Annotated in this window: 18 protein-coding genes and 4 pseudogenes; 9 read left to right on the top strand and 13 right to left on the bottom strand. The window is 75.4% G+C overall.

The annotated features are described in order from the left end of the window. Positions 1–14: 14 nt before the first annotated feature. Entirely contained in the window at positions 15–353 is a 339-nt protein-coding gene (rsrA, locus tag ACQPYN_RS08950) for a mycothiol system anti-sigma-R factor (RefSeq protein WP_274193085.1), read from the bottom strand. Next, positions 350–967 carry a sigma-70 family RNA polymerase sigma factor gene (locus ACQPYN_RS08945; RefSeq protein WP_433038798.1) on the bottom strand — a complete coding sequence of 206 codons (618 nt, stop codon included), beginning with the start codon at positions 965–967 and terminating at the stop codon, positions 350–352. Before ACQPYN_RS08945 ends, rsrA begins: the two co-directional genes overlap by 4 nt. A 320-nt stretch (positions 968–1,287) precedes the next feature. Here ACQPYN_RS08945 and ybaK point away from each other — a divergent pair, with 320 nt between their 5' ends. Further along, positions 1,288–1,773, top strand: coding sequence for a Cys-tRNA(Pro) deacylase (gene ybaK / locus ACQPYN_RS08940; RefSeq protein WP_433036033.1), 486 nt, complete (start codon positions 1,288–1,290; stop codon positions 1,771–1,773). A 3-nt stretch (positions 1,774–1,776) separates the two neighbouring features. Here ybaK and ACQPYN_RS08935 read toward each other — a convergent pair whose 3' ends face one another. Further along, positions 1,777–2,922 (bottom strand): epoxide hydrolase family protein, encoded by a 1,146-nt coding sequence (locus ACQPYN_RS08935; RefSeq protein WP_433036030.1) that lies wholly within the window; start codon positions 2,920–2,922, stop codon positions 1,777–1,779. 62 nt (positions 2,923–2,984) lie between these two features. On the opposite strand from ACQPYN_RS08935, the gene ACQPYN_RS08930 reads away from it, so the two are divergent. Continuing rightward, the gene (locus tag ACQPYN_RS08930) at positions 2,985–3,956 is read left to right on the top strand and encodes a helix-turn-helix transcriptional regulator (protein WP_433036027.1); all 972 of its coding nucleotides are present in this window, start codon (positions 2,985–2,987) and stop codon (positions 3,954–3,956) included. Here the strand turns inward: ACQPYN_RS08930 and ACQPYN_RS08925 are convergent. Next, positions 3,917–4,553 (bottom strand): annotated as a pseudogene (locus ACQPYN_RS08925) (alpha/beta hydrolase family protein). The gene ACQPYN_RS08930 and the pseudogene ACQPYN_RS08925 sit on opposite strands and share 40 nt — an antisense overlap. Beyond that, positions 4,550–5,365, bottom strand: coding sequence for an SOS response-associated peptidase (locus ACQPYN_RS08920; protein ID WP_433036024.1), 816 nt, complete (start codon positions 5,363–5,365; stop codon positions 4,550–4,552). Before ACQPYN_RS08920 ends, ACQPYN_RS08925 begins: the two are co-directional and overlap by 4 nt. Before the next feature lie 88 nt (positions 5,366–5,453). Between ACQPYN_RS08920 and ACQPYN_RS08915 the strand changes: the two genes are divergently transcribed. From ACQPYN_RS08915 to rsgA, 3 genes and pseudogenes are all read left to right on the top strand, one after another. Beyond that, positions 5,454–6,314 carry an alpha/beta fold hydrolase gene (locus ACQPYN_RS08915; protein ID WP_433036021.1) on the top strand — a complete coding sequence of 287 codons (861 nt, stop codon included), beginning with the start codon at positions 5,454–5,456 and terminating at the stop codon, positions 6,312–6,314. A gap of 53 nt (positions 6,315–6,367) precedes the next feature. Continuing rightward, positions 6,368–7,691: pseudogene (gene aroA, locus ACQPYN_RS08910) on the top strand (3-phosphoshikimate 1-carboxyvinyltransferase). A gap of 7 nt (positions 7,692–7,698) precedes the next feature. Further along, positions 7,699–8,742, top strand: coding sequence for a ribosome small subunit-dependent GTPase A (gene rsgA, locus ACQPYN_RS08905; protein ID WP_433036018.1), 1,044 nt, complete (start codon positions 7,699–7,701; stop codon positions 8,740–8,742). A 3-nt stretch (positions 8,743–8,745) separates the two neighbouring features. Here the strand turns inward: rsgA and ACQPYN_RS08900 are convergent, their stop codons facing one another. After that, the gene (locus ACQPYN_RS08900; protein ID WP_433036015.1) at positions 8,746–9,351 is read right to left on the bottom strand and encodes a nucleoside/nucleotide kinase family protein; all 606 of its coding nucleotides are present in this window, start codon (positions 9,349–9,351) and stop codon (positions 8,746–8,748) included. A gap of 8 nt (positions 9,352–9,359) precedes the next feature. Between ACQPYN_RS08900 and ACQPYN_RS08895 the strand changes: the two genes are divergently transcribed. Further along, on the top strand, positions 9,360–10,622 hold the full coding sequence (locus ACQPYN_RS08895; protein ID WP_433036012.1) for an FAD-binding domain-containing protein: 1,263 nt from the start codon (positions 9,360–9,362) through the stop codon (positions 10,620–10,622). A gap of 54 nt (positions 10,623–10,676) precedes the next feature. Continuing rightward, complete coding sequence (locus ACQPYN_RS08890; protein WP_433036009.1) at positions 10,677–11,471, top strand: DUF5710 domain-containing protein; 795 nt, start codon at positions 10,677–10,679, stop codon at positions 11,469–11,471. Between the two features lie 28 nt (positions 11,472–11,499). On the opposite strand, the gene ACQPYN_RS08885 is transcribed toward ACQPYN_RS08890, so the two are convergent. The 3 genes from ACQPYN_RS08885 to ACQPYN_RS08875 are packed head-to-tail and all read right to left on the bottom strand — an operon-like array spanning position 11,500 to position 14,388. After that, positions 11,500–12,003, bottom strand: coding sequence for a DUF6912 family protein (locus ACQPYN_RS08885; protein ID WP_433036006.1), 504 nt, complete (start codon positions 12,001–12,003; stop codon positions 11,500–11,502). Further along, positions 12,000–12,965: a patatin-like phospholipase family protein gene (locus ACQPYN_RS08880; RefSeq protein WP_433036003.1), complete on the bottom strand. Its 966-nt coding sequence runs from the start codon at positions 12,963–12,965 to the stop codon at positions 12,000–12,002. The genes ACQPYN_RS08885 and ACQPYN_RS08880 overlap by 4 nt, the downstream gene beginning before the upstream one ends. A 7-nt stretch (positions 12,966–12,972) precedes the next feature. Continuing rightward, on the bottom strand, positions 12,973–14,388 hold the full coding sequence (locus ACQPYN_RS08875; protein WP_274193072.1) for a WS/DGAT/MGAT family O-acyltransferase: 1,416 nt from the start codon (positions 14,386–14,388) through the stop codon (positions 12,973–12,975). Between the two features lie 66 nt (positions 14,389–14,454). Here ACQPYN_RS08875 and ACQPYN_RS08870 point away from each other — a divergent pair, with 66 nt between their 5' ends. Next, on the top strand, positions 14,455–15,240 hold the full coding sequence (locus ACQPYN_RS08870; protein ID WP_433038796.1) for a TrmH family RNA methyltransferase: 786 nt from the start codon (positions 14,455–14,457) through the stop codon (positions 15,238–15,240). Between the two features lie 27 nt (positions 15,241–15,267). Next, positions 15,268–15,888 carry an Rv3235 family protein gene (locus ACQPYN_RS08865; RefSeq protein ID WP_433038794.1) on the top strand — a complete coding sequence of 207 codons (621 nt, stop codon included), beginning with the start codon at positions 15,268–15,270 and terminating at the stop codon, positions 15,886–15,888. Between the two features lie 9 nt (positions 15,889–15,897). Here the strand turns inward: ACQPYN_RS08865 and ACQPYN_RS08860 are convergent. From ACQPYN_RS08860 to ACQPYN_RS08845, 4 genes and pseudogenes are all read right to left on the bottom strand, one after another. Beyond that, positions 15,898–15,951, bottom strand: a pseudogene (locus ACQPYN_RS08860) (SEC-C metal-binding domain-containing protein); the annotation flags it as partial. A 227-nt stretch (positions 15,952–16,178) separates the two neighbouring features. Continuing rightward, positions 16,179–19,049 (bottom strand): annotated as a pseudogene (secA, locus tag ACQPYN_RS08855) (preprotein translocase subunit SecA); the annotation flags it as partial. Between the two features lie 119 nt (positions 19,050–19,168). Continuing rightward, on the bottom strand, positions 19,169–19,882 hold the full coding sequence (gene hpf, locus ACQPYN_RS08850) for a ribosome hibernation-promoting factor, HPF/YfiA family (protein ID WP_433035999.1): 714 nt from the start codon (positions 19,880–19,882) through the stop codon (positions 19,169–19,171). Positions 19,883–20,113: 231 nt separating this feature from the next. Continuing rightward, complete coding sequence (locus ACQPYN_RS08845; RefSeq protein ID WP_433035996.1) at positions 20,114–20,851, bottom strand: ComF family protein; 738 nt, start codon at positions 20,849–20,851, stop codon at positions 20,114–20,116. Positions 20,852–20,922: the final 71 nt, after the last annotated feature.

Raw genomic sequence — 20,922 nt, 5'->3', positions numbered from 1 at the left:
AGCTGCGGGGCTGTCTAGCTGCGCCAGGACTCGACGCGCGTCTGGTTGACCTCGACGACCGTGCCGCCGGGCCCGCGCTCGACGGTGACCTCGGCCTGCTCGAGCACCGTGGCACGGATCTGCTCGCGCAGCCGCTGGTGCAGCTCCGCCGGCGCGTGCTCGCCGCCGCAGCTGCGGCCCAGCAGCCTCTTGACCTTCTCCTCGAGCCCGTAGCGCGCCAGGCACGGCCCGCACTCGTCGAGGTGGCGGCGGAGCTGGGCGTCGCGGTCGGCGTCGCACTCGTGGTCGAGCAGCAGCCAGACCTCGGCCAGCACCTCGGAGCAGTCGGTCTCGTGGGGCTCGCCGCAGCTCATCGTGCCGCCCCCTCTCCGGACGTCACCCGCGCGCCGTCGGCGCCCCGCAGGAAGCCGCGGTCCCGGGCCGTGTCGGTGAGCGCGTCGCGGAGCTGCTTGCGACCGCGGTGCAGCCGCGACATCACGGTGCCGATCGGGGTGCCCATGATCTCGGCGATCTCCTTGTACGCGAAGCCCTCGACGTCCGCGAGGTACACCGCCATCCGGAAGTCGTCCGGCAGCGCCTGCAGCGCGTCGCGGATGTCGGTGTCGGGCAGGTTCTCCATCGCCTCGACCTCGGCCGACGGGAGGCCGAGCGAGGTGTGCTCACCCGCCTGGGCGAGCTGCCAGTCGCTGATCTCGTCCGTCGGCGACTGCTGGGGCTGACGCTGCCGCTTGCGGTAGGTGTTGATGTAGGAGTTGGTCAGGATGCGGTACATCCAGGCCTTGAGGTTGGTGCCGGGGGTGAACGAGGCGAACGAGGAGTACGCCTTGAGCACCGTCTCCTGCACCAGGTCCTCGGCGTCGGCCGGGTTGCGGGTCATCCGCAGGGCCGCCGCGTAGAGCTGGTCCACCAGGGGCATCGCGTCGCGCTCGAAACGCGCGGCCCGCTCCTCGGGTGTCTCGGTGGCCACGTCGACCGCTTCGGGTCGCCCCTGGTCACTACTGGTGTCGCCGGGGGTCTGGTCGGGCACAGCCCTCGCCGCGTCGGCCACGGGGCTCCCTTCGGACCGCGCCCGGGGCGCGGTCGGAACGTCTACGGATCCCGCGGAGACTACCCGCGTCAGGTCCCGGACATCCCACTCCGCGGACGACGTCACGCCGGGGAACGGCGCCACGGGGGCCCGACCGGCCTCCGCCATCGTCATCACTGCTGGCATGTCCGCATCAACGCGGTTTCGCGGTGCGGGATTCCCGCCGGTCGCGCGGGTGGGCGTCGCTACCCTCGCCGGTCGTGGCGCGACGAGCGGCGGCGGCGACCCCGGCCCTGGTGGCGCTCGACGATGCGGACATCCCGTACACGACGCACCCCTACACCGCACCGGGCAAGACCGCCTACGGCACCGAGGCCGCCGACGCCCTCGGCCTCGACCCGCGGCGGGTGCTCAAGACGCTGGTCGCCGAGGTCGACGGCCGCCCGGTGCTGGCGATGGTGCCGGTCGCCGGGACGCTCGACCTCAAGGCGCTCGCGGCGGCGTGCGGGGGCAAGCGGGCCGTGATGGCCGACCCCGCCGCGGCCCAGCGCCTCACCGGCTACGTGGTCGGCGGCATCGCCCCGCTGGGCGGGCGCCAGCCGCTCGACGTCGTGATCGACCTCTCGGTGGCCGAGCACGGGACGGTGTTCTGCTCGGCAGGCCGTCGGGGGCTGCAGATGGAGCTGGCCCCCGACGACCTCGTCACCGCCACCGGCGCCGAGCTGGCCGAGATCGCGGCTTCCTAGCTCTCAGTCCACCGCACCGAAGAACACCCGCAGGTCGGCGGCGACGACCTCCGGCAGCTCGAGCGCCGCGAAGTGCCCACCCTGCTCGTGACGGCTCCAGTGGACGATGTTCGTGTTGTCGCGCTCGGCGAACACCTTGATCGTCTGGAAGTCGTCGGCGAACACCTGCACGCCGGTCCGCGCGGCGCTGACCCGCGGCTCGACACCCGAGTGCGCCTCCTCGAAGTGGTAGCGCGCGGCCGTCGCCATGGTGTTGGTGAGCCAGTAGAGCGAGACCTGGGTGAGGATCTGCTCCTCGCTGACCAGGCTCGTCCCGTTGCCGAAGGAGGTGAACAGCTCGTTGTAGGCGAGCTGGCCGACCGGGGAATCGGCGAGCCCGACGGCCACCGTCTGCGGGCGCGAGCCGTTCATCTGGTTGTAGCCACCGACCGACTGGAACCACTGCATGTGCTCCAGCCCGGCGTAGTCCGACGGCTCGAGACGCTCGAACTCGCTCGGGTCGCCCGACGGGAAGCTGAACAGGTGCAGGACGTGCAGGCCGAGGAACCCGGGCGGGTCGAGCAGGCCGAGCTCGCGGGCGACCATCGCGCCGCCGTCGCTGCCGTGGGCGCCGTAGGACTCGTAGCCGAGCCGGCGCATGAGGGTGTCGTAGGTGCGCGCGACCCGGGCCATCGTCCAGCCGCGGTCGGCCACCGGCGTCGAGAACCCGAAGCCGGGCATCGACGGCACGACCACCGAGAACGCGTCCTGCGCGCGACCGCCGTGGGCGACGGGGTCGGTGAGCGGGCCGATCATGTCCAGGAACTCGGCGAACGAGCCGGGGTAGGTGTGCAGCAGGAGCAGCGGCGTCGCGTCCGGCTCGGCCGACGGCACGTGGACGAAGTGGACGGTCTGGCCGTCGATCTCGGTGAGGAAGTTCGGCACGGCGTTCATCCGCTTCTCCTGGGCGCGCCAGTCGAACGTCGTGCGCCACCGCTCGACCATCCCGGCGAGGTAGTGGTTCGGCGTGCCGTAGTCCCAGTCGTCCCCGGGGGCCGGGCGCGGCAGGCGGGTACGGGCCAGCCGGTCGGCGAGGTCGTCCAGCTCGGCCTGCGGGACCTCGATGGTGAAGCGGCCGATGACGGTGCTGCTGCTGGTGTCGCTGCTCATGGGAGAACGATAGGACCCAACCAGGCACGTTTCGTTCCTCGTTTACGGGCAGGATTCATCCCGTGCGCGACACCTCGGCCCGGATGCTGGCCCTCCTCTCGCTGCTGCAGTCCCGCCCCGACTGGCCGGGACCGGAGCTCGCCGCCCGCCTCGGGGTGAGCACCCGGACGATCCGCAACGACGTGGCCCGGCTGCGCGAGCTCGGCTACCCCGTCGACGCCGAGACGGGTCGGACCGGGCGCTACCGGCTCGGGATCGGGGCCTCCCTGCCCCCGCTGCTGCTCGACGACGACGAGGCCGTGGCGATCGCCCTCGGGCTGCGCGCCGGCACCGGGCTCGCCGGGACCCGGGAGGCCGGGGACCGCGCGCTCGCCAAGCTCGACCGGGTGCTGCCCCACCGCCTGCGCCGCACCCTCGCCGCCCTCACCGAGGCCACCGACCGCGGACCGGAGAACACCGGGTCCGACGCGCCCGACCCCGAGGTCGACCCGGCGCTGCTGCGCGCGCTCGCCGAGGCGATCCGTGATCGGACGGCCTTGCGGGTCGCCGGGGCCGCCGACGGACCCAGCCGGCTCCTCGAGCCCTACCGCCTCGTCAGCTGGCAGCGCCGCTGGTACGTGGTGGTGCGCGACCCGCGGGACGACCGCTGGACGGTGCTGCGCGCCGACGGCCTGGAGCTGCGCACGCCGGGCGGCGGTCGCTTCACGCCCGTCGAGCCGCCCGAGGACCTCACCGACCTGGTGCTCCGCGAGGTCGCGGCGTCCGGGTGGTCGGTGCACGCGCGGATCGTGGTCCACGCCCCGGCGGCGGAGGTGCTCGCGCACATCAACCCCGCGGTGGGCGTCGTCGAGCCGCGCGACGAGCGCAGCTGCGTGCTCGTGACCGGCGCGGACAGCGTCGCCACCGTCTCCGCCTACATCGGGATGCTCGACAGGGACTTCCACGTCGACGGCCCGCCCGAGCTCGTGGCCCAGCTGCGCACGACCGGCGAGCGCTACCTGCGGGCGGTGGCCGGCGCGGGGTCGGCCGGCTGAGCGAGCACGCGCGCCAGCCACGGCGCCACCGCGGCGGCGACCGGCCCGCGGGCCTTGAGCGAGTGGTCGCCGGCGAGCACGACGACCTCGCGGGTGGCCGTGGGCGCGGGGATCCCGAAGCGGTCGCGCTCGCCGGAGACCGCGAGCACCGGCACCGTGACGGCGTCGATCTCGGGGCCCCGGTCGGCGCGGGATCCGTCGCGGCGGGGCGGGGCGAGCAGGGGAACGCCAGCGCGAGGACGGCGACGGCGCCCAGCGTCGTCGCACCCCGGCAGGCCACGCGCGCGCCCGAGGACCGCCCGCCGTGCACCTGGGGGACCCCGGGGAACGCCGCGCTCAGGTGCGCGACGACCGCGGCCCAGGCCTCGTCGAGCTGGGCGGCCGGCGCGGGGGCTTCCGCCCGGCGACGCGGTAGGGCTGGAGGACGCGGGCGACCGCCAGGCCCGCGCCGAGGGCCGCGGAGCGGGCGCCGAGCAGGTCGGGCGCCTCGACACCGCCGCCGGCGCCGTGACCGAGCACCAGGAGGGCGTGCGGGTCGCCGTCGGGTGCCTCGAGGTGGACCTGGGCGGGGCCGTGCGGGGTCTCGACCGCGATCACTGCGTGGCCGGCACGTCGGCCTCGAGGTCCCGGTCGATGTCCAGGTCCAAGCCCACCTGCTCGGGCTCGTCGTGGGTCTCCTCGAGCAGCTCCGGCCCGTGGTTCTTCACGTTGTTGACCTTGGTGGAGACCTGGCGCAGCTCGAACGACGTCAGCAGCTCGGGCGGGGGCGGCTCGAGGAGGTCGGTGGGGTCGTCGTTGTCGGGGTCGAGCCACGCCTTCCAGCGCTCGGCCGGGAGCACGAGCGGCATCCGGTGGTGGATCGCGGTGAGCGGGCCCGCGGCGTCGATGGTGACGACCGTCGTGCTGATCAGCGGCCCATCACCCGGACCGAGGGTCCCCTTCGGCGCGTCCTTCGGCCGCCACGTCTCCCAGAGGCCGGCGAACGCGATCGAGCGCCCGCCGGGCAGCGTGATGAAGTACGGGACCTTGCGTCCACCGGGGCCGTCGCGCTGCCACTCGAACCAGCCGTCGGCCGGGAGCAGGCAGCGCCGGCCCTTGGCCGCGCGGCGGAAGGCGGGCTTGCTGGTCAGCGAGTCGGACCGGGCGTTGATCATCCGGCTGCCGACCTTCGGGTCGTCCGCCCAGCCCGGCACCAGCCCCCAGCGCATGGCGCGCAGGCTGCGCTCGAGCCGCTGGGGGTCGGCCTTCCCGGCGCCGTCGCGCGGGTGCCGGTCGACGACGGCGATCACCGTGGTGGTGGGCGCGACGTTGTGCTCGGGACCGGGCCACGCGCCCTCGGTGGCGTCGACGGCGTCGAACTCCTCGGCGAGGGTCGCCGGGTCCTTCGCCTGGCTGTAGCGGCCGCACATGCCTCCATCCTGGCACCGCACCCCAACACCCCGTGGTCGACGACGGAGGCGGACCGGAACCGTCCGGCACCAGGGCGACCCTCGGGGCATGATCGATGGCTTCCGGCGCGTCACCACGACCGTCGACGGCGCGGAGGTCGTCGCGCACGTCGGCGGGGACGGACCCGCCCTCCTGCTGCTGCACGGCTTCCCGCAGACCCACGAGGTGTGGCGCCACGTCGCCCCCGAGCTCGCCCGCACCCACACGGTGATCTGCCCCGACCTGCCCGGCTACGGGGACAGCGCGGTGCCGGAATCCCTCGCCAAGCGCACCACCGCCCGGACCCTCCTCGAGGTCGCGCGCCGCCTGGGCCACAAGCGCGTGGCGGTGGTGGGGCACGACCGGGGCGCGCTCGTGGCGCTGCGCGCGGCCCTCGACCACCCCGAGGCGGTCACCCACCTGGCCGTCCTGGACGTCCTGCCGACCGTCGAGACCTGGGACGCCCTGCACGGCACGGCGGGCGTCTTCGCGTTCCACCTCTTCCTGCTCGCGCACCCGACGCCGCTGCCCGAGACGATGATCGGCGCCGACCCCGACGGCTTCTTCGGCCACTTCCTCGACGCGTGGACCGTGGTCCCGGACGCCATCCCGCCCGAGGTCCGGGAGCGCTACCTCGCCGCCTGCCGGCGCCCGGAGACCGTCCGCGCGATCTGCGAGGACTACCGCGCCGGCGCGACCGTCGACGTGGACCACGACCGGGCGGACCGGGAGCGGGGACGACGGGTCGCGGCGCCCACCCTGGCGCTCTGGCAGGACCCCGGCGACGCCGTCCTGCCCTTCGACCCCGGCGAGGTCTGGTCGCGGTGGGCCGGGACGCTGTCCACGGCGACCCTGCGTACCGGTCATTTCCTGCCCGAGGAAGCGCCCGCCGACGTCGTCGCCCACCTCCGGCGGCATCTGGGCGGTTGATCATCCGCGGGTCCCGCTCCCCCGGTGTCGCTCCGGCGCGGGAGGATGGCGTCATGACCGACGTGCTCGAGCCCTGGCCCGCCCCGACCGCGGGCGGGCCCGTGCGCGGGACGGTGTCGGTGCCGGGGTCGAAGTCGGTCACCAACCGGGCGCTGGTCCTCGCCGCGCTGGGCACCGACGGCCTCACCCGCCACGTCCGCGGCGCCGCCCGCTCGCGCGACACCACGCTCATGGCCGGCGCGCTCGAGGCGCTGGGCGCCACCGTCACGCTCACCGAGGGCCGCACCGGCACCGTCGACCTGGCCGTCACGGCCCCCGGCACCTTCCACGGCGGGCACGTCGACTGCGGGCTGGCCGGCACCGTGATGCGGTTCGTCCCGCCGCTCGCCGCGCTGGCCGACGGGCCCGTCGTGCTCGACGGCGACCCCGGGCCCGCGAGCGGCCCATGGGCGGCATCGTCGCCGGCCTGCGCGGGCTCGGCGTCGGTGTCGAGGGCGACACCCTGCCGCTGACCGTCACCGGTGGCCCGCAGCCCGCCGGGGGCGAGGTCACCGTCGATGCGTCGGCGTCCAGCCAGTTCGTCTCCGGGCTGCTGCTCTCCGGCGCCCGCTACACGCGCGGCGTCACCGTCGTCCACGCCGGCGACCGCGGGGTGCCGTCGCTGCCGCACGTGGCGATGACCGTGGCGATGCTGCGCGACGCCGGGGTCATCGTCGGGCCGGACGACGGGGAGGGCGCCGCGCGCTGGCACGTCGCGCCGGGGCCCGTGACCGCGCCGGCGGTGCTCGACGTCGAGCCCGACCTCTCGGGCGCCGCGGTGTACCTGGCCGCGGCCGTCGCCACCGGCGGCGAGGTGACCGTGGCGGGCTGGCCGGACACCGACCTGCAGCCCGGCGGCACCGTGCTCCGCGTGCTCGAGGCCTTCGGCGCCCGCGTCGAGCTCGGCGCCGCGGGGCTGACCGTCCGCGGGCCCGACCGGCTCCGGGCGTGGACGTCGACCTCACCGAGGTCAGCGAGCTCACGCCCACCGTGGCGGCGCTGGCCGCGGTCGCCGCGCGGGACGGAGCGACGTCGCGGCTGCGGGGCGTGGGCCACATCCGCGGCCACGAGACCGATCGCCTGGCCGCGCTCGCCGCGGAGCTGGGCACCGTGGGCGCTCGGGTCACCGAGACCGCGGACGGGCTGGAGATCGCCCCGGCGCCGCTGTCGGCGCCGACCCGCCCGTGGCGCGCCTACGCCGACCACCGGATGGCCACCGCCGGCGCGATCGTCGGGCTGGTCGTCGACGGCGTGCGCGTGGACGACGTCGCGGCCACCACCAAGACCCTGCCCGACTTCGCCGCCGACTGGCCGCTGCTCGTCGGCGCCGGGTCCTGAGCCGCCCATGTCACCGAGCGGGGCGCGGGGCGGCGGGCGCGGGGAGACGTCGCGCCTCGACGAGTCCGACGTCCGCGTCCGTCCGGGGCGGGGCACCCGGCCGCGCTCGAAGCGACGCCCCGACCACGCCGACGCGGAGGCGGCGATGGTGGTCGCCGTCGACCGCGGGCGCTGGACCTGCGCGCCCGACGACGACCCGTCCCGGCGCATCGTCGCGATGCGGGCCCGGGAGCTGGGCCGGACGCCGGTGGTCGTCGGCGACCGCGTCGACCTCGTCGGCGACGTCTCCGGGGGTGACGACGCCCTCGCGCGCATCGTGCGGGTCGCCGAGCGCAGCAGCGTCCTGCGCCGCACCGCGGACGACACCGACCCCTACGAGCGCGTGGTCGTCGCCAACGCGTCGCACCTGGTGATCGTCACCGCGCTCGCCGACCCGGTCCCCCGCACCGGCTTCGTCGACCGCGCCCTCGTCGCGGCCTACGCGGGTGGCCTCGAGCCGGTGCTGTGCCTCACCAAGTCCGACCTCGCCGACCCGGCGGAGTTCGCCGCCCACTACGCCGAGCTCGACCTGCCGGTGGTCGTGACGCGATCCGACCGCGATCCCGAGGAGCTGCGCGAGGTGGTCACCGGGCGGGTGTCGGCGCTGATCGGGCACTCCGGGGTGGGCAAGTCGACGCTGGTCAACACCCTCGTCCCGGACGCCGACCGCGCCGTCGGCGTCGTCTCCGGGGTCGGCAAGGGACGGCACACGTCGACCTCGGCCGTGGCCCTGCCGCTGCCCGACCACTCCGGCTGGGTCGTCGACACCCCGGGCATCCGGTCCTTCGGGCTCGCGCACATCGCCCCCGACGACGTGGTCGCGGCGTTCGGCGACCTCGCGGCGGCGATCGAGGAGTGCCCGCGCGGCTGCGCGCACCTGGGTCCGCCCTCGGACCCGGAGTGCGCGCTCGACGCCGAGGTCGCCGCGGGTCGCCTCGGACCCGGGCGCCTCGACGCCCTGCGCCGCGTGCTCACCGCGCTGCGCACCCCGGCGTGGGAGACCGGCGGGTGAGCGTCAGACGCTGAGCACGACGTCGGCGCGGTGCGCCGTCGCGGCGATCACCCGGGCGTTGGCGCCGTCGCTGCCGTCCGCGCGGGCCACCGCCTCGGCGTGGCTGCGGCCGTGCCGCTCGTGGCGGGCGATCAGCCGGGCGCGGCGGACGTCCTCGTCGGGTGCGAGGAACCAGGCCTCGTCCAGCAACGGCCGGACGCCGTCCCACGGGGGCTCGTCGACGAGCAGGTAGTTGCCCTCGGTGACGACGACCAGCGCCCCGGGCGGGACCTCGAGGGCCCCGGCGATCGGCTCCTCGATCTCGCGCCGGAACTCGGGCGCCCAGACCGTCGCCGCCCGGGACCGCAGGCGGTCGAGGAACGCGACGTAGCCCGCGGCGTCGAAGGTGTCCGGGGCGCCCTTGCGGTCGCGGCGGCCGAGGCGGTCGAGCACCGAGTTCGCCAGGTGCCAGCCGTCCATCCCCACCACGGCGACCTCGGGACCGGCGAGCGACGCGGCGAGGGTCGACTTGCCCGCGCCGGGACCGCCGACGATGCCGAGGACGCGGCGGCGGCCGTCGGTGCGGGCGGCGTCGAGGAGGTGTGCGATATCGGCTTCCACAGCGCGCACTATCGCCGATGAGCGGGTACGCCCGGCCGGTGCAGCTCCCCGTTCCCGATCCCGGGCCCGACGCCGCGGTGCGGTTCGTCCGCGAGCACCTCGCCGACCTCACGTGCGACACCCCCGCGGCCTCGGTGACCATCCGGGGTGGGCAGACCGCGGCCGACGCCGCCCTGGCCGCGCTCGACGTCACCGGCTACGCCGGGAGCCGGAACCAGGTGTGGCCGCCGGAGCGCCGCGGCGCGTCGCGGATGTCGCCGTACGTCCGCTACAACCTCGTCGACCTGCCCACGCTGTGGGACCACGTCGCGGACGCGCCGTCGAACGACCGCCGCAAGTACCGCGACGAGCTGGCCTGGCAGGAGTTCACCCGCCACCTCTACGCGCGCTTCGGGCGCGGCGGGCAGCCGGCGCTGCGCGAGGAGCTGCGCGCCCGGCCGCCGCAGGCACCCGAGGTGTGGGACGAGCCGTGGTCCCGGGACATGCGGTGCATGGACGCGACGGTCGGCGAGCTGCACGCCGACGGGTGGCTGGTCAACCAGACGCGGATGTGGCTGGCGAGCCAGTGGACCGTGCGGGCCGGCGCGCGGTGGCGCGACGGCGAGGAGGAGTTCTTCACCCACCTCCTGGACGGCTCCCGCGCCGCGAACCGCCTGAACTGGCAGTGGACCGTCGGCGCGGGCAACGGCAAGGCCTACGCGTTCTCCCGCTGGCAGGTGCAGAAGCGGGCGCCGGCCCTGTGCCGGGAGTGCGCCCTGCGCGACGCGTGCCCGGTGGCGTCGTGGCCCGCCGACCAGCGGACCTCGCGGGTCGCGGTCTCGGATCTGCTGCGCGGCGACCCGGACCCGGCGGTGACCGCCGGCCCGGAGTCCGCCGACGGCGACGCCGGGGTCGAGGCCGTGTGGCTCACCGGCGAGTCGCTCGGGGACGCCGACCGGGCGCTGGTGGCCCATCCCGACGTCCCGGCGGTGTTCTGCTTCGACGAGCCGCTGTTGAGCAGGCTGATGCTCTCGGGCAAGCGGCTGGTGTTCCTCGTCGAGACCCTGGCCGACCTCGCCACCCGGCGTCCCGTCGAGATCCGGCGGGGCCGGGTCGCCGACGAGCTCGCCGGGCGTCGTCTCGCGGTGACCTTCGCGCCGGTGCCGGGGTTCCAGCGCCGGGCCGCCGAGCTCGAGCCGGCCGTGGTGCACCCGTGGCCCTGGCTCTTCCGCCCGCGCGCCGGCCGTCTCCAGTCCTACTCGGCGTGGCGCAAAGGGATGCCCGCGCAGCCGGACCGCTGAGCGCGGCCCCGGGAGTCGGGGCGACCTGCCATCCTCCGGACAGGGGTCGTCACGGTGGGGGTCGTCATGGTGCGCGAGCAGCAGCCGTGGCTCGACGTGCCGTTCGGCGAGAAGGACGACGCCAAGGCCGCCGGTGCGCTGTGGGACTGGCGGGCCAAGCGCTGGTACGCCCCGCGGCCCGGGATGGCCGAGCTCGCCCGGTGGCTCCCCGCCCATCGGGACGAGGTGCCAGCGTCCGAGGCCGGTTCTGCCGAGGATGGGTCTGGCGAGGATGGGTCTGGCGAGGCGGCACCGGCCGCGTCGAGCCCGCCCGACGTCCCGCCCGAGGCCCTGCTCGCCGAGGCCCTCCGGTGGCTGACCGAGCCGAACGTGCTCGCCCGGCTCACCCGGCGCCGCCCGCCCTGGCGCGTGCTGCACGCCGTGCCCGCCGGAGCCGGGCACGGCGACCTCGACCACGTGCTGATCGGCCCGCCCGGGGTGGTGACCGTGAGCGTCGAGCGTCATCCCGGACAGGCGGTGCGCGTCGACGGCGACCGGTTCACCGTCGACGGCGAGGACGTCGAGCACGTGCCGCGGGCGCGGGCCCGGGCCGAGCGGGCCGGTCGACTCCTGGCCGCCGCGCTGGGTGAGGACGCCGGGGCGCCGCCGCCCGTCATCGCCGCGCTCGCCGTCGACGCCGCGTCCGTGACGCCCGCGCCGGGAGGCGAGCTGCCGGCGGGCGTGCTGGTCGCGACCCCCGCGAGCCTGTCGCGGCTGGTCACCGCCCTGCCCGCCGCGCTCGACGACCGGGAGATCGACGAGCTCTACGCCGTGGCGCGCCGCCTGGGCACCTGGACCCGCGATCTCTGACCCGCCCGCACGTGCCGGCGAGGGGGTCCTACAGGAGCTCCAGCACGAACGGGAGTTCCTGGACCCCGTACCAGGCGAGCTCGTGGTCCTCGACGTCGCCGAGGACGAACTCGGCGTCCGGGTCGCCGAGGTCCGCGGCGTCGACGACGGCCGCCGCGGCGCGCACGGCGTCCGCGGCCTCGACGAGGTCGAGGTGCACGGCGGCGAGACGCGCCATCGGGATCGGGCCTGCGACGCGGACGACGGCGTCGTCGAGATCGGGACGCAGGGTCACGTCGTCGACGTCGGCGCTCACGACGGCGCGCCGGGGCGACGCGTCCGGGTCGTCGGCGAGCTCGGCGGCGAGCAGGCGCAGCGACGCCCGGGCGGCCTCGGACATGGCGACGTACTCGAGCTCCTCGTCGTCACCCGCCGCGTAGGACTCCCGCAGCCGCGGGGTCAGGGCGAAGGCGGTGCCCGAGAGGGGCTGGAGCGCCTCGGTGTCGAGCAGCCGCCGGAGACCGGCCACCGTGGCCGGTACGTAGATCCTCACCGTTCTCCTGCCCTGTCGTCGTCCGCCCCGGTCCACCGCGCCGCCGTGGTGCGCAGCGCCACCTGCGCGACCTCGGCCTGCTTGCGGGGGTCCATGACGTTCCAGCCGGTCACGGCCCGGTCCTCGGCGCCCGGGGCGTGCTCGGTCACCGCGATGCCGGCCTCGCGGAGCCGCTCGACCTCACGCGTCGAGCGGCCGCCGATCAGCCCCCGCAGCCATCCGTCGGTGGCCGCGACGGGATCCGACCACACCCGCGTCGTCGCCCCCGACCGGGCCAGGGGCACGAGCACGAGGGCCTCCTCGACGCGGGGCAGGTCGTCGTCGAGCAGCAGGTCCGCCGACGTCGCCGAGCACACCCCGCCGTCGACGTAGCGGCGCCCCGCGATCCGCACCGGCGAGAACCAGCCCGGCACCGCGCACGACGCCGTCGCCGCCTCGGCCATCGACGCCGGCGGTGCGCCGGCCCGGCCGAAGGGCACGCGCGCCCCGCTGTCGTAGTCCATCGCCACGATCCGCACCTGCGGGTGCTCCGGCCACGTCTCGCTCGACCACTTCGTGGCCCAGCGGTGCAGGCCCGTGGTGTCGCCCCGGCCGGTCGGCAGCAGCGCCGCCCCGAAGGCGAGCGGCGGGAAGCGCCGCGGGCGGCGGGCGATCTCGCCGAGCAGGCGCAGCGAGCCGGGCCCGACCCTCGGCATCGGCGGCAGGCCGCGGCGCGCCGTCGACGGCGGGGCGCTCCTCGGGCGCGGTCGCGGCGGGGGCGGGTCGAGCAGCTGCCCGAGCATGTCGGACACCGGGACCCCGCTGGCCAGCGCCGCGGCGACCACCGAGCCCGCCGACGTCCCGACCATCACGTCGGCCTCGCGGGCGTCTCGCCCCGTCGCCTGCTCCCAGGTCGTCAGCGCGGCGACCATCCACGCGTAGCCCAGCTGCCCGCCGGTGCCGAGGACGAGGCCGAGGCTCACGGCCGACTCACCGCGGGACCGTCGCGACGAGCTCGGCGAGCGCCTCCGTCACCAGCGGGCCGAGCTCGTCGACGTCGGCCATCGAGTCGCGGTCGGCGTTGAAGCCGTAGAAGACCCCGCCGTCGTAGGAGGTCAGGCCCACCGCGAGGGACTGGCCCTTCGCCAGCGGCACCACGGGGTACATCTCGAGCATCCGTGCCCCCGCCGCGTACAGCGCGTGCTGCGGGCCCGGGACGTTGGAGACGACGAGGTTGAACAGCCGGCGCGCGAAGCCGTTGGCCGCCCGGGCGCCCAGCGCGTGCAGGGTGGGCGGCGCGAAGCCGCCTACGCGCACCAGCGCGTTCGCCCCCACCGACTGCCCGGACTCCTTGTGCTCGCGCATCGCGTGGGCGACGTGGTGCATGCGCAGCACCGCGTTGGGCTCCCCGACGGGCAGGTCGACGAGGTACGAGGCGATCTGGTTGCCCAGCAGGCCCGCGCCCGCGATCGAGCCCGTCGTCTCGGCGTCCCCGCGCACCGACAGCGGCACCATCGCCCGCATCGTCGTCGTCGGCGTCACCGAGGCACCGCGCGTGAGCAGCCAGTTCCGCAGGGCGCCGGAGACGACCGCGAGCACCACGTCGTTGATCGTGCCGCCGTGGGCGCGGCGCACGGCGCGGTAGTCCTCGAGATCGGTGCGGGTCATCGCGAACCGGCGCTGGGTGGAGATCGGGACGTTGAGCGGGCTGACCGGGGCCGGCCGCACCGCGGTGCGCACCGCGGAGAACAGGCCCCCGGCGACGCCCGCGACCTTGGTGACGGTGTCGGCGGCGTCGCGCACCGCGTCGCGGGCGGCCTCGACGGCGTTGCCGGGACGGGAGACGTTCTCGCTGAACGCGTCGTACATCAGCCGCCACGACGACGGCTCGCTGCGCGCCACCCAGACGTCCTCGGGGGTCGAGCGTCCCGAGGCGGTGTCGTCGAGCACCACCTGGCCGATGTCGATCGACGCGACCCCGTCGACCATCGCCTGGTGGGTCTTGGTCACGAGCGCGACCCGGCCCCCGGACAGGCCGTCGACCAGGTACATCTCCCACAGCGGGCGGGTGTGGTCGAGCGGGCGCGACATGAGCCGGGCGACGAGGTCGCACAGCGCCCGCTCGGTGCCCGGAGGCGGCAGCGCGGAGCGGCGGACGTGGTAGGTGACGTCGAAGTCGACGTCGTCGATCCACACCGGCCGCGCCATCCGGCCCGGCACCTCGCGGATCTTCTGGCGGTAGCGCGGGACGAGGCCGATGCGGCTCGAGATGAGGTCGACGAGGCCGTCGTAGTCGAACCCGGACTTCGGTTTGCGGAAGAGGGACACGCTCCCGACGTGCATCGGCGTGGTCGGTTGATCCATGTAGAGGAACGAGGCGTCCAGCGCCGACAAGCGGTCCGGCATGGGCGCGATCGTCGCACAGGGCCGGACCGGCGGCCGTGGGTCGGGCGCTCTGCCAGGCTGGAGGTGATGACCCCCTCACCTGTGTCGGACGCCGGGCCGCCGGTCTCCCCCAAGGACACCTTCGTCACGGTCTACGGGCGCAAGCCGGTGCTCGAGGCGCTGCGCGACCCGGCGCTGGCGGTCGACAAGGTCATCCTCGCCGAGGGGGCCGACCGCGAGGCGGTGCGCACGTTCACCGAGGCCGCCCGGGCCCGCGGCCTGGTGCTGCAGCGCGCCACCGCCCAGCGGGTGAAGGTGCTCGCCGGCAACGGGCGCCAGGACCAGGGCGTGCTCGCCGACGTCGTCGCCCCGCGGATGCGTCCGGTGGAGCACTTCCTCGCCGACCTCGACCCGGCCGCCCCCGCCCGGGTGCTGGTGCTCGACGGCCTGACGAACCCGGCGAACGTCGGGATGATCCTGCGCTCGGCCACCGGCGCGGGCCTCGAGGGCGTGCTGCTGCCCCGCCGCGGCGTGCCGGCCATCGACCCCCTGGTGATCAAGGCCTCGGCCGGGGTCGCCTTCCACGCCCCGGTCCTGCGGTCCCGGACGGCGGCCACCGGCCTCGCGGCCCTGGCCGAGGCGGGGTTCGTCCTGTTCGGGCTGGACGGCGCCGCCCGGGAGTCCCTGTTCGGGGCCGAGCTCCCCGAGCGGGTCGCCCTGGTCGTCGGGGGCGAGACCGACGGGCTCACCGGCGACGTCCGCGACGAGCTGCACGGGACCCTGACGATCCCCCTCGCCGAGGGCGTCGAGTCGCTCAACGCCGCCTGTGCGGCCACGGTGGCCTGCTTCGAGCTCGCGCGGCGACGGACCTGACGGAACCGCCACCGTCCCCGGGCGGGCGTGCCTAGGCTGGCCGCCGACCCCGCGACCCCGGTCCTCCCCCGGCACCGCGACAGCGCTCCGCCACGCCGGGAGGACCCGTGTCCGTCACGCCGCTCGCGCTCGCCCCTGCACCGCCCCCGCCCGGGCCCGCCGGGTCGGCGCGGTGCCGACGCCCCGGGTCCGGCCGCTCGCCGAGGTGCTGCCCCCGGCCCGGGCGACGGTGCCCGCCGACCCGGACGACGGCGCCCCACCCGCCGGGCCCAGGACGAGCTCGACCGGCTCGCGGCGGCGCTGCGGCCCGTCGCGCTGCGCCTGCTGACGGCGGTGGCCGACGTGCTGGCGGGCCGGCGGTCGCCCGGCGACCTGGGCCCGCTCGTGGGGCCCGAGGCGCTCGCGACCCTGGTCCGGGCCGCGCGGACGGCCACGGGTGCGCGGCGCGGGACCGAGAGCGCGCGCCGCGGGCCACGGGCAGGTCTGCGCGGCCTGCGCGTGTGCGCCGTCGGACCCCGGGCCGTGGAGGTGGTCGCCGTCGTGCACGGCCCCGACCGCGTGCGGGCCCTCGCCGCGCGCCTGGAGCGCGCGGGCGACGGCCCGGCCGACCCGGGCCACTGGCGCGCGGTGGCGCTGTGGCCCGGGTGAGGCGGGCTCCTACCCCGGGGTCCGGGGCGGCGCCCCGTGGCACTGCTTGTACTTGCGGCCCGAGCCGCAGGGGCAGGGCGCGTTGCGCGAGGGGGTGTCGGCACGACGGGCCTGCTGCGGGTTGGCGCGGGGGCGCCCCCGCCCGCGTCCGCCGCCGCGTGCCGCGACGCCTGGCCATCCTCGTCGGGCCCGATGTAGTCCAGCTGCTGCGGGCGGCGGCCGCCGAGCCCCGCGCCCCGGAAGGCGTCGGGCACCGACTCCTGCCCCAGCTGGGACAGCGCCGGACCGGAGGCCGTGGGCGGACCGGCCGCCTCCGGCGCGGCGTGCGCCCCCGAGCGCCGGCCGCCTCGCTGGCCGCCGCCGGGGCGCTGCGACTCCGGCGCGGGCCCGCGGCCCGGACGGCCTCGCCCGCCCCGCGCCGCGGGCTGGGCCGCGGCAGGAGGCTGGGCTGCGGCGGGAGGCTGGGCTGCGGCGGGGCCGCGCGGCGGCACCGGGATCGCGCTGGTCGGCGCGCCGGCCACCCGCGGGTCGATCGGCAGCGGGGCGGCACCCGCCGTGGTCCGCGTCTGGCTGGTGCGCGGGTCGGGGGTGTCCGGGGTGATCGCCGCCTGGACGCTGGTGTCCGTCGTCGGGTTCGCGCCGGGCACGGCGTCGACGGGCGCCTGCTCCTCGACCTGGATGGTCAGGTTGAACAGGAACGCGACGGACTCCTCGCGGATGCCCTCCATCATGGAGGTGAACATCTCGAAGCCCTCGCGCTTGTACTCGATCTTGGGATCGCGCTGCGCCATCGCCCGCAGCCCGATGCCCTGCTTGAGGTAGTCCATCTCGTAGAGGTGCTCGCGCCACTTGCGGTCGAGCACCGACAGGACGACCTGCCGCTCGAGCTCGCGCATCCCGCCCTGGGGCGCGATGGCGTCGATCTCGTCCTCGCGCTTGGCGTAGGCCTCCAGCGCATCCTCGGTGAGGAGCTCGACCAGCATGTCGCGGTCGATGTCCTCCTGCTCCTCGACGAGGTCCTGCCAGCGGACGCCGACGGGGTAGAGCTGGCCCAGGCCCGTCCAGAGCTTCTCGAGGTCCCAGTCCTCGCTGTAGCCCTCGGACGTGGCGCCGTCGACGTAGGCCGTCACGGTGTCGACGATCATGTTCTGGACCTGCTCGGACAGGTTCTCGCCCTCGAGGACCCGGTGGCGCTCGGCGTAGATCACCGTGCGCTGCTGGTTCATGACCTCGTCGTACTCGAGGATGTCCTTGCGGGCCTCGAAGTTCTGCTGCTCGACCTGGGTCTGCGCGCTGCGGATGGCCCGCGAGACCATCTTGGCCTCGATCGGCATGTCCTCGGGCAGGTTGAACCGGGTCATGATCGACTCGACCATGGCGCCGTTGAACCGCCGCATGAGCTCGTCGCCCAGGGACAGGTAGAAGCGCGACTCCCCCGGGTCGCCCTGACGGCCCGAGCGGCCGCGGAGCTGGTTGTCGATGCGCCGCGACTCGTGGCGCTCGGTGCCGAGGACGTAGAGCCCGCCGGCCTCCTTGACCTCGACGGCCTCGCGGGACACCTCGTCCTTGACCTCGGCGAGGGTCTCGTCCCACGCCGCCTCGTACTCCTCGCGGGAGTCGACGGGGTCGAGCCCCTTGGCGCGCAGCCGCTGGTCGGCGATGAAGTCGGGGTTGCCGCCGAGCACGATGTCGGTGCCGCGGCCGGCCATGTTCGTCGCGACGGTGACCGAGCCGCGCCGCCCGGCCTCGGCGATGATCTGCGCCTCCTGCTCGTGGAACTTGGCGTTGAGCACGGAGTGCTCCACGCCGCGGGAGGTCAGCAGCTTCGCCAGGTACTCGGAGCGCTCGACGCTGGTGGTGCCGATGAGCACCGGCTGGCCGCGCTCGAAGTGCTCGGCGACGTCGTCGGCCACGGCCTCGAACTTGGCGGGCTCGGTCTTGTAGACGAGATCCGCCTGGTCGACGCGCCGGGGCGGCTTGTTGGTCGGGATCGTGACCACGCCGAGCTTGTAGGTCTTCGAGAGCTCCGCCGCCTCGGTCTGGGCGGTACCGGTCATCCCGCAGAGCTTCTCGTACTGGCGGAAGTAGTTCTGCAGCGTGATCGTCGCCAGGGTCTGGTTCTCCGGCTTGATCTCGACGCCTTCCTTGGCCTCGATCGCCTGGTGCAGACCCTCGTTGTAGCGCCGGCCCACGAGCACGCGGCCGGTGAACTCGTCGACGATCAGGACCTCGCCGTCGCGGACGATGTAGTCCTTGTCGCGGAGGAAGAGCTCCTTGACCTTGATCGCGTTGTTCAGGTACCCGACGAGCGGGGTGTTGGCGGCCTCGTAGAGGTTGTCGATGCCCAGCTGGTCCTCGATGAAGGACACGCCGTCCTCGGTGACCCCGATGGTCTTCTTGCGCTCGTCCACCTCGTAGTGGACGTCCTTGGTCATCTTCGGGGCGAGCCGCGCGAACTCCGTGTACCACCGGGCGCTCTGCTCCGCGGGCCCGGAGATGATCAGCGGGGTGCGCGCCTCGTCGATGAGGATCGAGTCGACCTCGTCGACGATCGCGAAGGCGTGCCCGCGCTGCACGCACTCGGCCTTCGACCAGGCCATGTTGTCGCGCAGGAAGTCGAAGCCGAACTCGTTGTTGGTGCCGTAGGTGATGTCGGCCTCGTAGGCCGCGCGGCGGTCGGCGGCCGGCATGCCCGCGAAGATGGCGCCGACCTCGAGACCGAGGAAGCGGTGCACACGACCCATCCACTGCGAGTCGCGCTGGGCGAGGTAGTCGTTGACCGTGACGACGTGCACGCCCTCCTGGGCGATCGCGTTGAGGTACGCGGGCAGCGTCGAGACCAGGGTCTTGCCCTCGCCGGTGCGCATCTCGGCGACGTTGCCCTCGTGGAGCGCGGCGCCGCCCATGAGCTGCACCGGGTAGTGGAACTGGCCCAGCGTGCGGGACGCGGCCTCGCGGACGACGGCGAAGGCCTCGGGCAGCAGTTCGTCCAGGGACTCGCCGTCGGCGTACCGCTCGCGGAACTCGTCGGTCTTCGCCCGCAGCTCGGCGTCGGTGAGCTCGGCGATCTCGTCGGCGAAGGTGTCGACGTAGTCCGCGATCTTGCCGAGGCGCTTGACCGTCCGAGTCTCACCCGCCCGCAGCAGTCGGTTCAGGACCACGGTGGTGACCTCGCTCGTGCTCGTCGGCGCTCGGGTGCGGGCCGGCCCCGGCGCGCGCACCGGCACGGGCCCGCCCCCATCGTAGGTGCAACGGGGACGGGCCCTGTGTGCCCGTGCCGTCAGGCGAGCGCGATCACCCCGTAGTCGTAGCCGTGGCGGCGGTAGACCACGCTCGGCCGACCCGTGGCGGCGTCGGCGAACAGGAAGAAGTCGTGGCCGACGAGCTCCATCTGCGACAGGGCGTCGTCCACGCTCATCGGGACCGCGTGGTGCTCCTTGGTCCGCACCACCTGGCCGGGACGGCGCTCCCCCGCGTCCTCCCCGTCCTCGTCCTCCGGTGCGACGTCGTCCCCGGGCTCCCGGGCCGCCGGGACGTCGACGCCCCAGTCGCGACCGTGCGAGTGGCCGTTGGTGGCCGGCTCCGCGGGCTCGAGCAGGTCGGTCATCGCCCCCGCGGTGACCTCGAGCTCCTCGGTGACCGTGATCGTGCCGGTCGCCCGGGCCACCGACACCGGCACGCGACGGCCGTGGCTCACGCGGCGCCGGTCGTGGGCGCGGCGCAGCCGGGCCTCGAGACGTGCCACGGCCTGGTCGAGCGCACAGTAGAAGTCGGCGGAGCAGCCCTCGCCGCGCACCACGGGACCGCGACCGCGGCCGGTGATCTCCACGCGCTGGCAGCTCTTCGCCTGGCGGGGGTTCGGCTCGTGGGAGAGCTGGACCTCCATCCGCACGATCTTGTGGTCATAGCGCTCGAGACGCGACAGCTTGTCGGCCACGTGCTCGCGGAAGTGTTGGGGAACCTCGACGTTGCGTCCACAGAGAACGGTCTCCAAGACGACCTCCCGATCTGGGGGAATACGATGCGCGGCCGCCTCCCGGAGGGAGCTCGGGGCACACCGTCCTCGGGGCCCGCGACCGCGTCGAACTGCGACGTTCGCGCCTCCTGTCGTTCACCTCGGCGGGTGTGGTGCGTCACCGTAGTGACTCCTGCCGCTCCGGCGGAAGGTCCGATGTGCCCGGGTACGGCCACCCGGCGGGCACTCGACCGGACGGTTCACGCCTGGTCACGGACACCGGCCGGGTGAGACGGGCGGTCGGTCGGTACCCACCCGGACGAGTGAGCGCGGGGCGCGGGGGTCGGCCACGGTGAGCACCACGATCGCGTCCACCGGCCGGCCCGCCGCGGCGAGCAGGCGTGTCGCCGCCCGGGCGGTGGCCCCGGTGGTGAGGACGTCGTCGAGCAGCACCACCGCGCACCCCGGCGGCGGCAGGCCCCGCGGACGCAGGCGCAGGTGACGGGCGAGGTTCTCGGCGCGGGCGGCGGCGTCGAGGCCCACCGCGTCGACGGCCCTCCGGCCCAGCGCGAGCGCCCGGGCGACGCAGGGCACCCCGGGCTCGCTGCGTGCCGCGCCCCGGACCACCGCCCGGGCGAGGCGCAGCACGTGGTCGCCGCCGCGGGCCCGCGCCGCGGCCGGACGCGACGGGGCGGGCACGAGCGCGGCGGGCGGGACGTCGTGCGCGCGCAGGCCGCCGGCGACGTGCTCCGCGAGCGGCCGGGCGAGCTCGCGGCGACCCCGCTCCTTGTAGGCCAGCAGGGCCTCGCGCGCGCTGCCGCCGTAGGGCGCGAGCGCGATCACCGGGGGCAGGCCGGGCAGGTCGAGCAGCGCCGGGCGTCGCCACCGGTCCCGGCACGCGGCGCACCAGCGCTCGCCGTCGGCCCCGCAGCCGGGGCAGGGGGCGGGCAGCAGCAGGTCGGCGAGGGCGAGCAGCGCGTGCTGCGCTGTCCCTACGGCCTGGGGCACCCCGCCAGGCTCGCGCCGCTGGTGCCCCGACGGCCAGCGTCGTGTCCTGCCCTGGGGACGCAACCGGGCGA

The sequence above is a fragment of the Actinomycetospora sp. CA-053990 genome, assembly GCF_050948445.1.
Lineage (GTDB): Bacteria > Actinomycetota > Actinomycetes > Mycobacteriales > Pseudonocardiaceae > Actinomycetospora > Actinomycetospora callitridis.
Note: the sequence above shows the minus strand (reverse complement) of the source record. Positions and strands in the feature narration are given on the sequence as shown.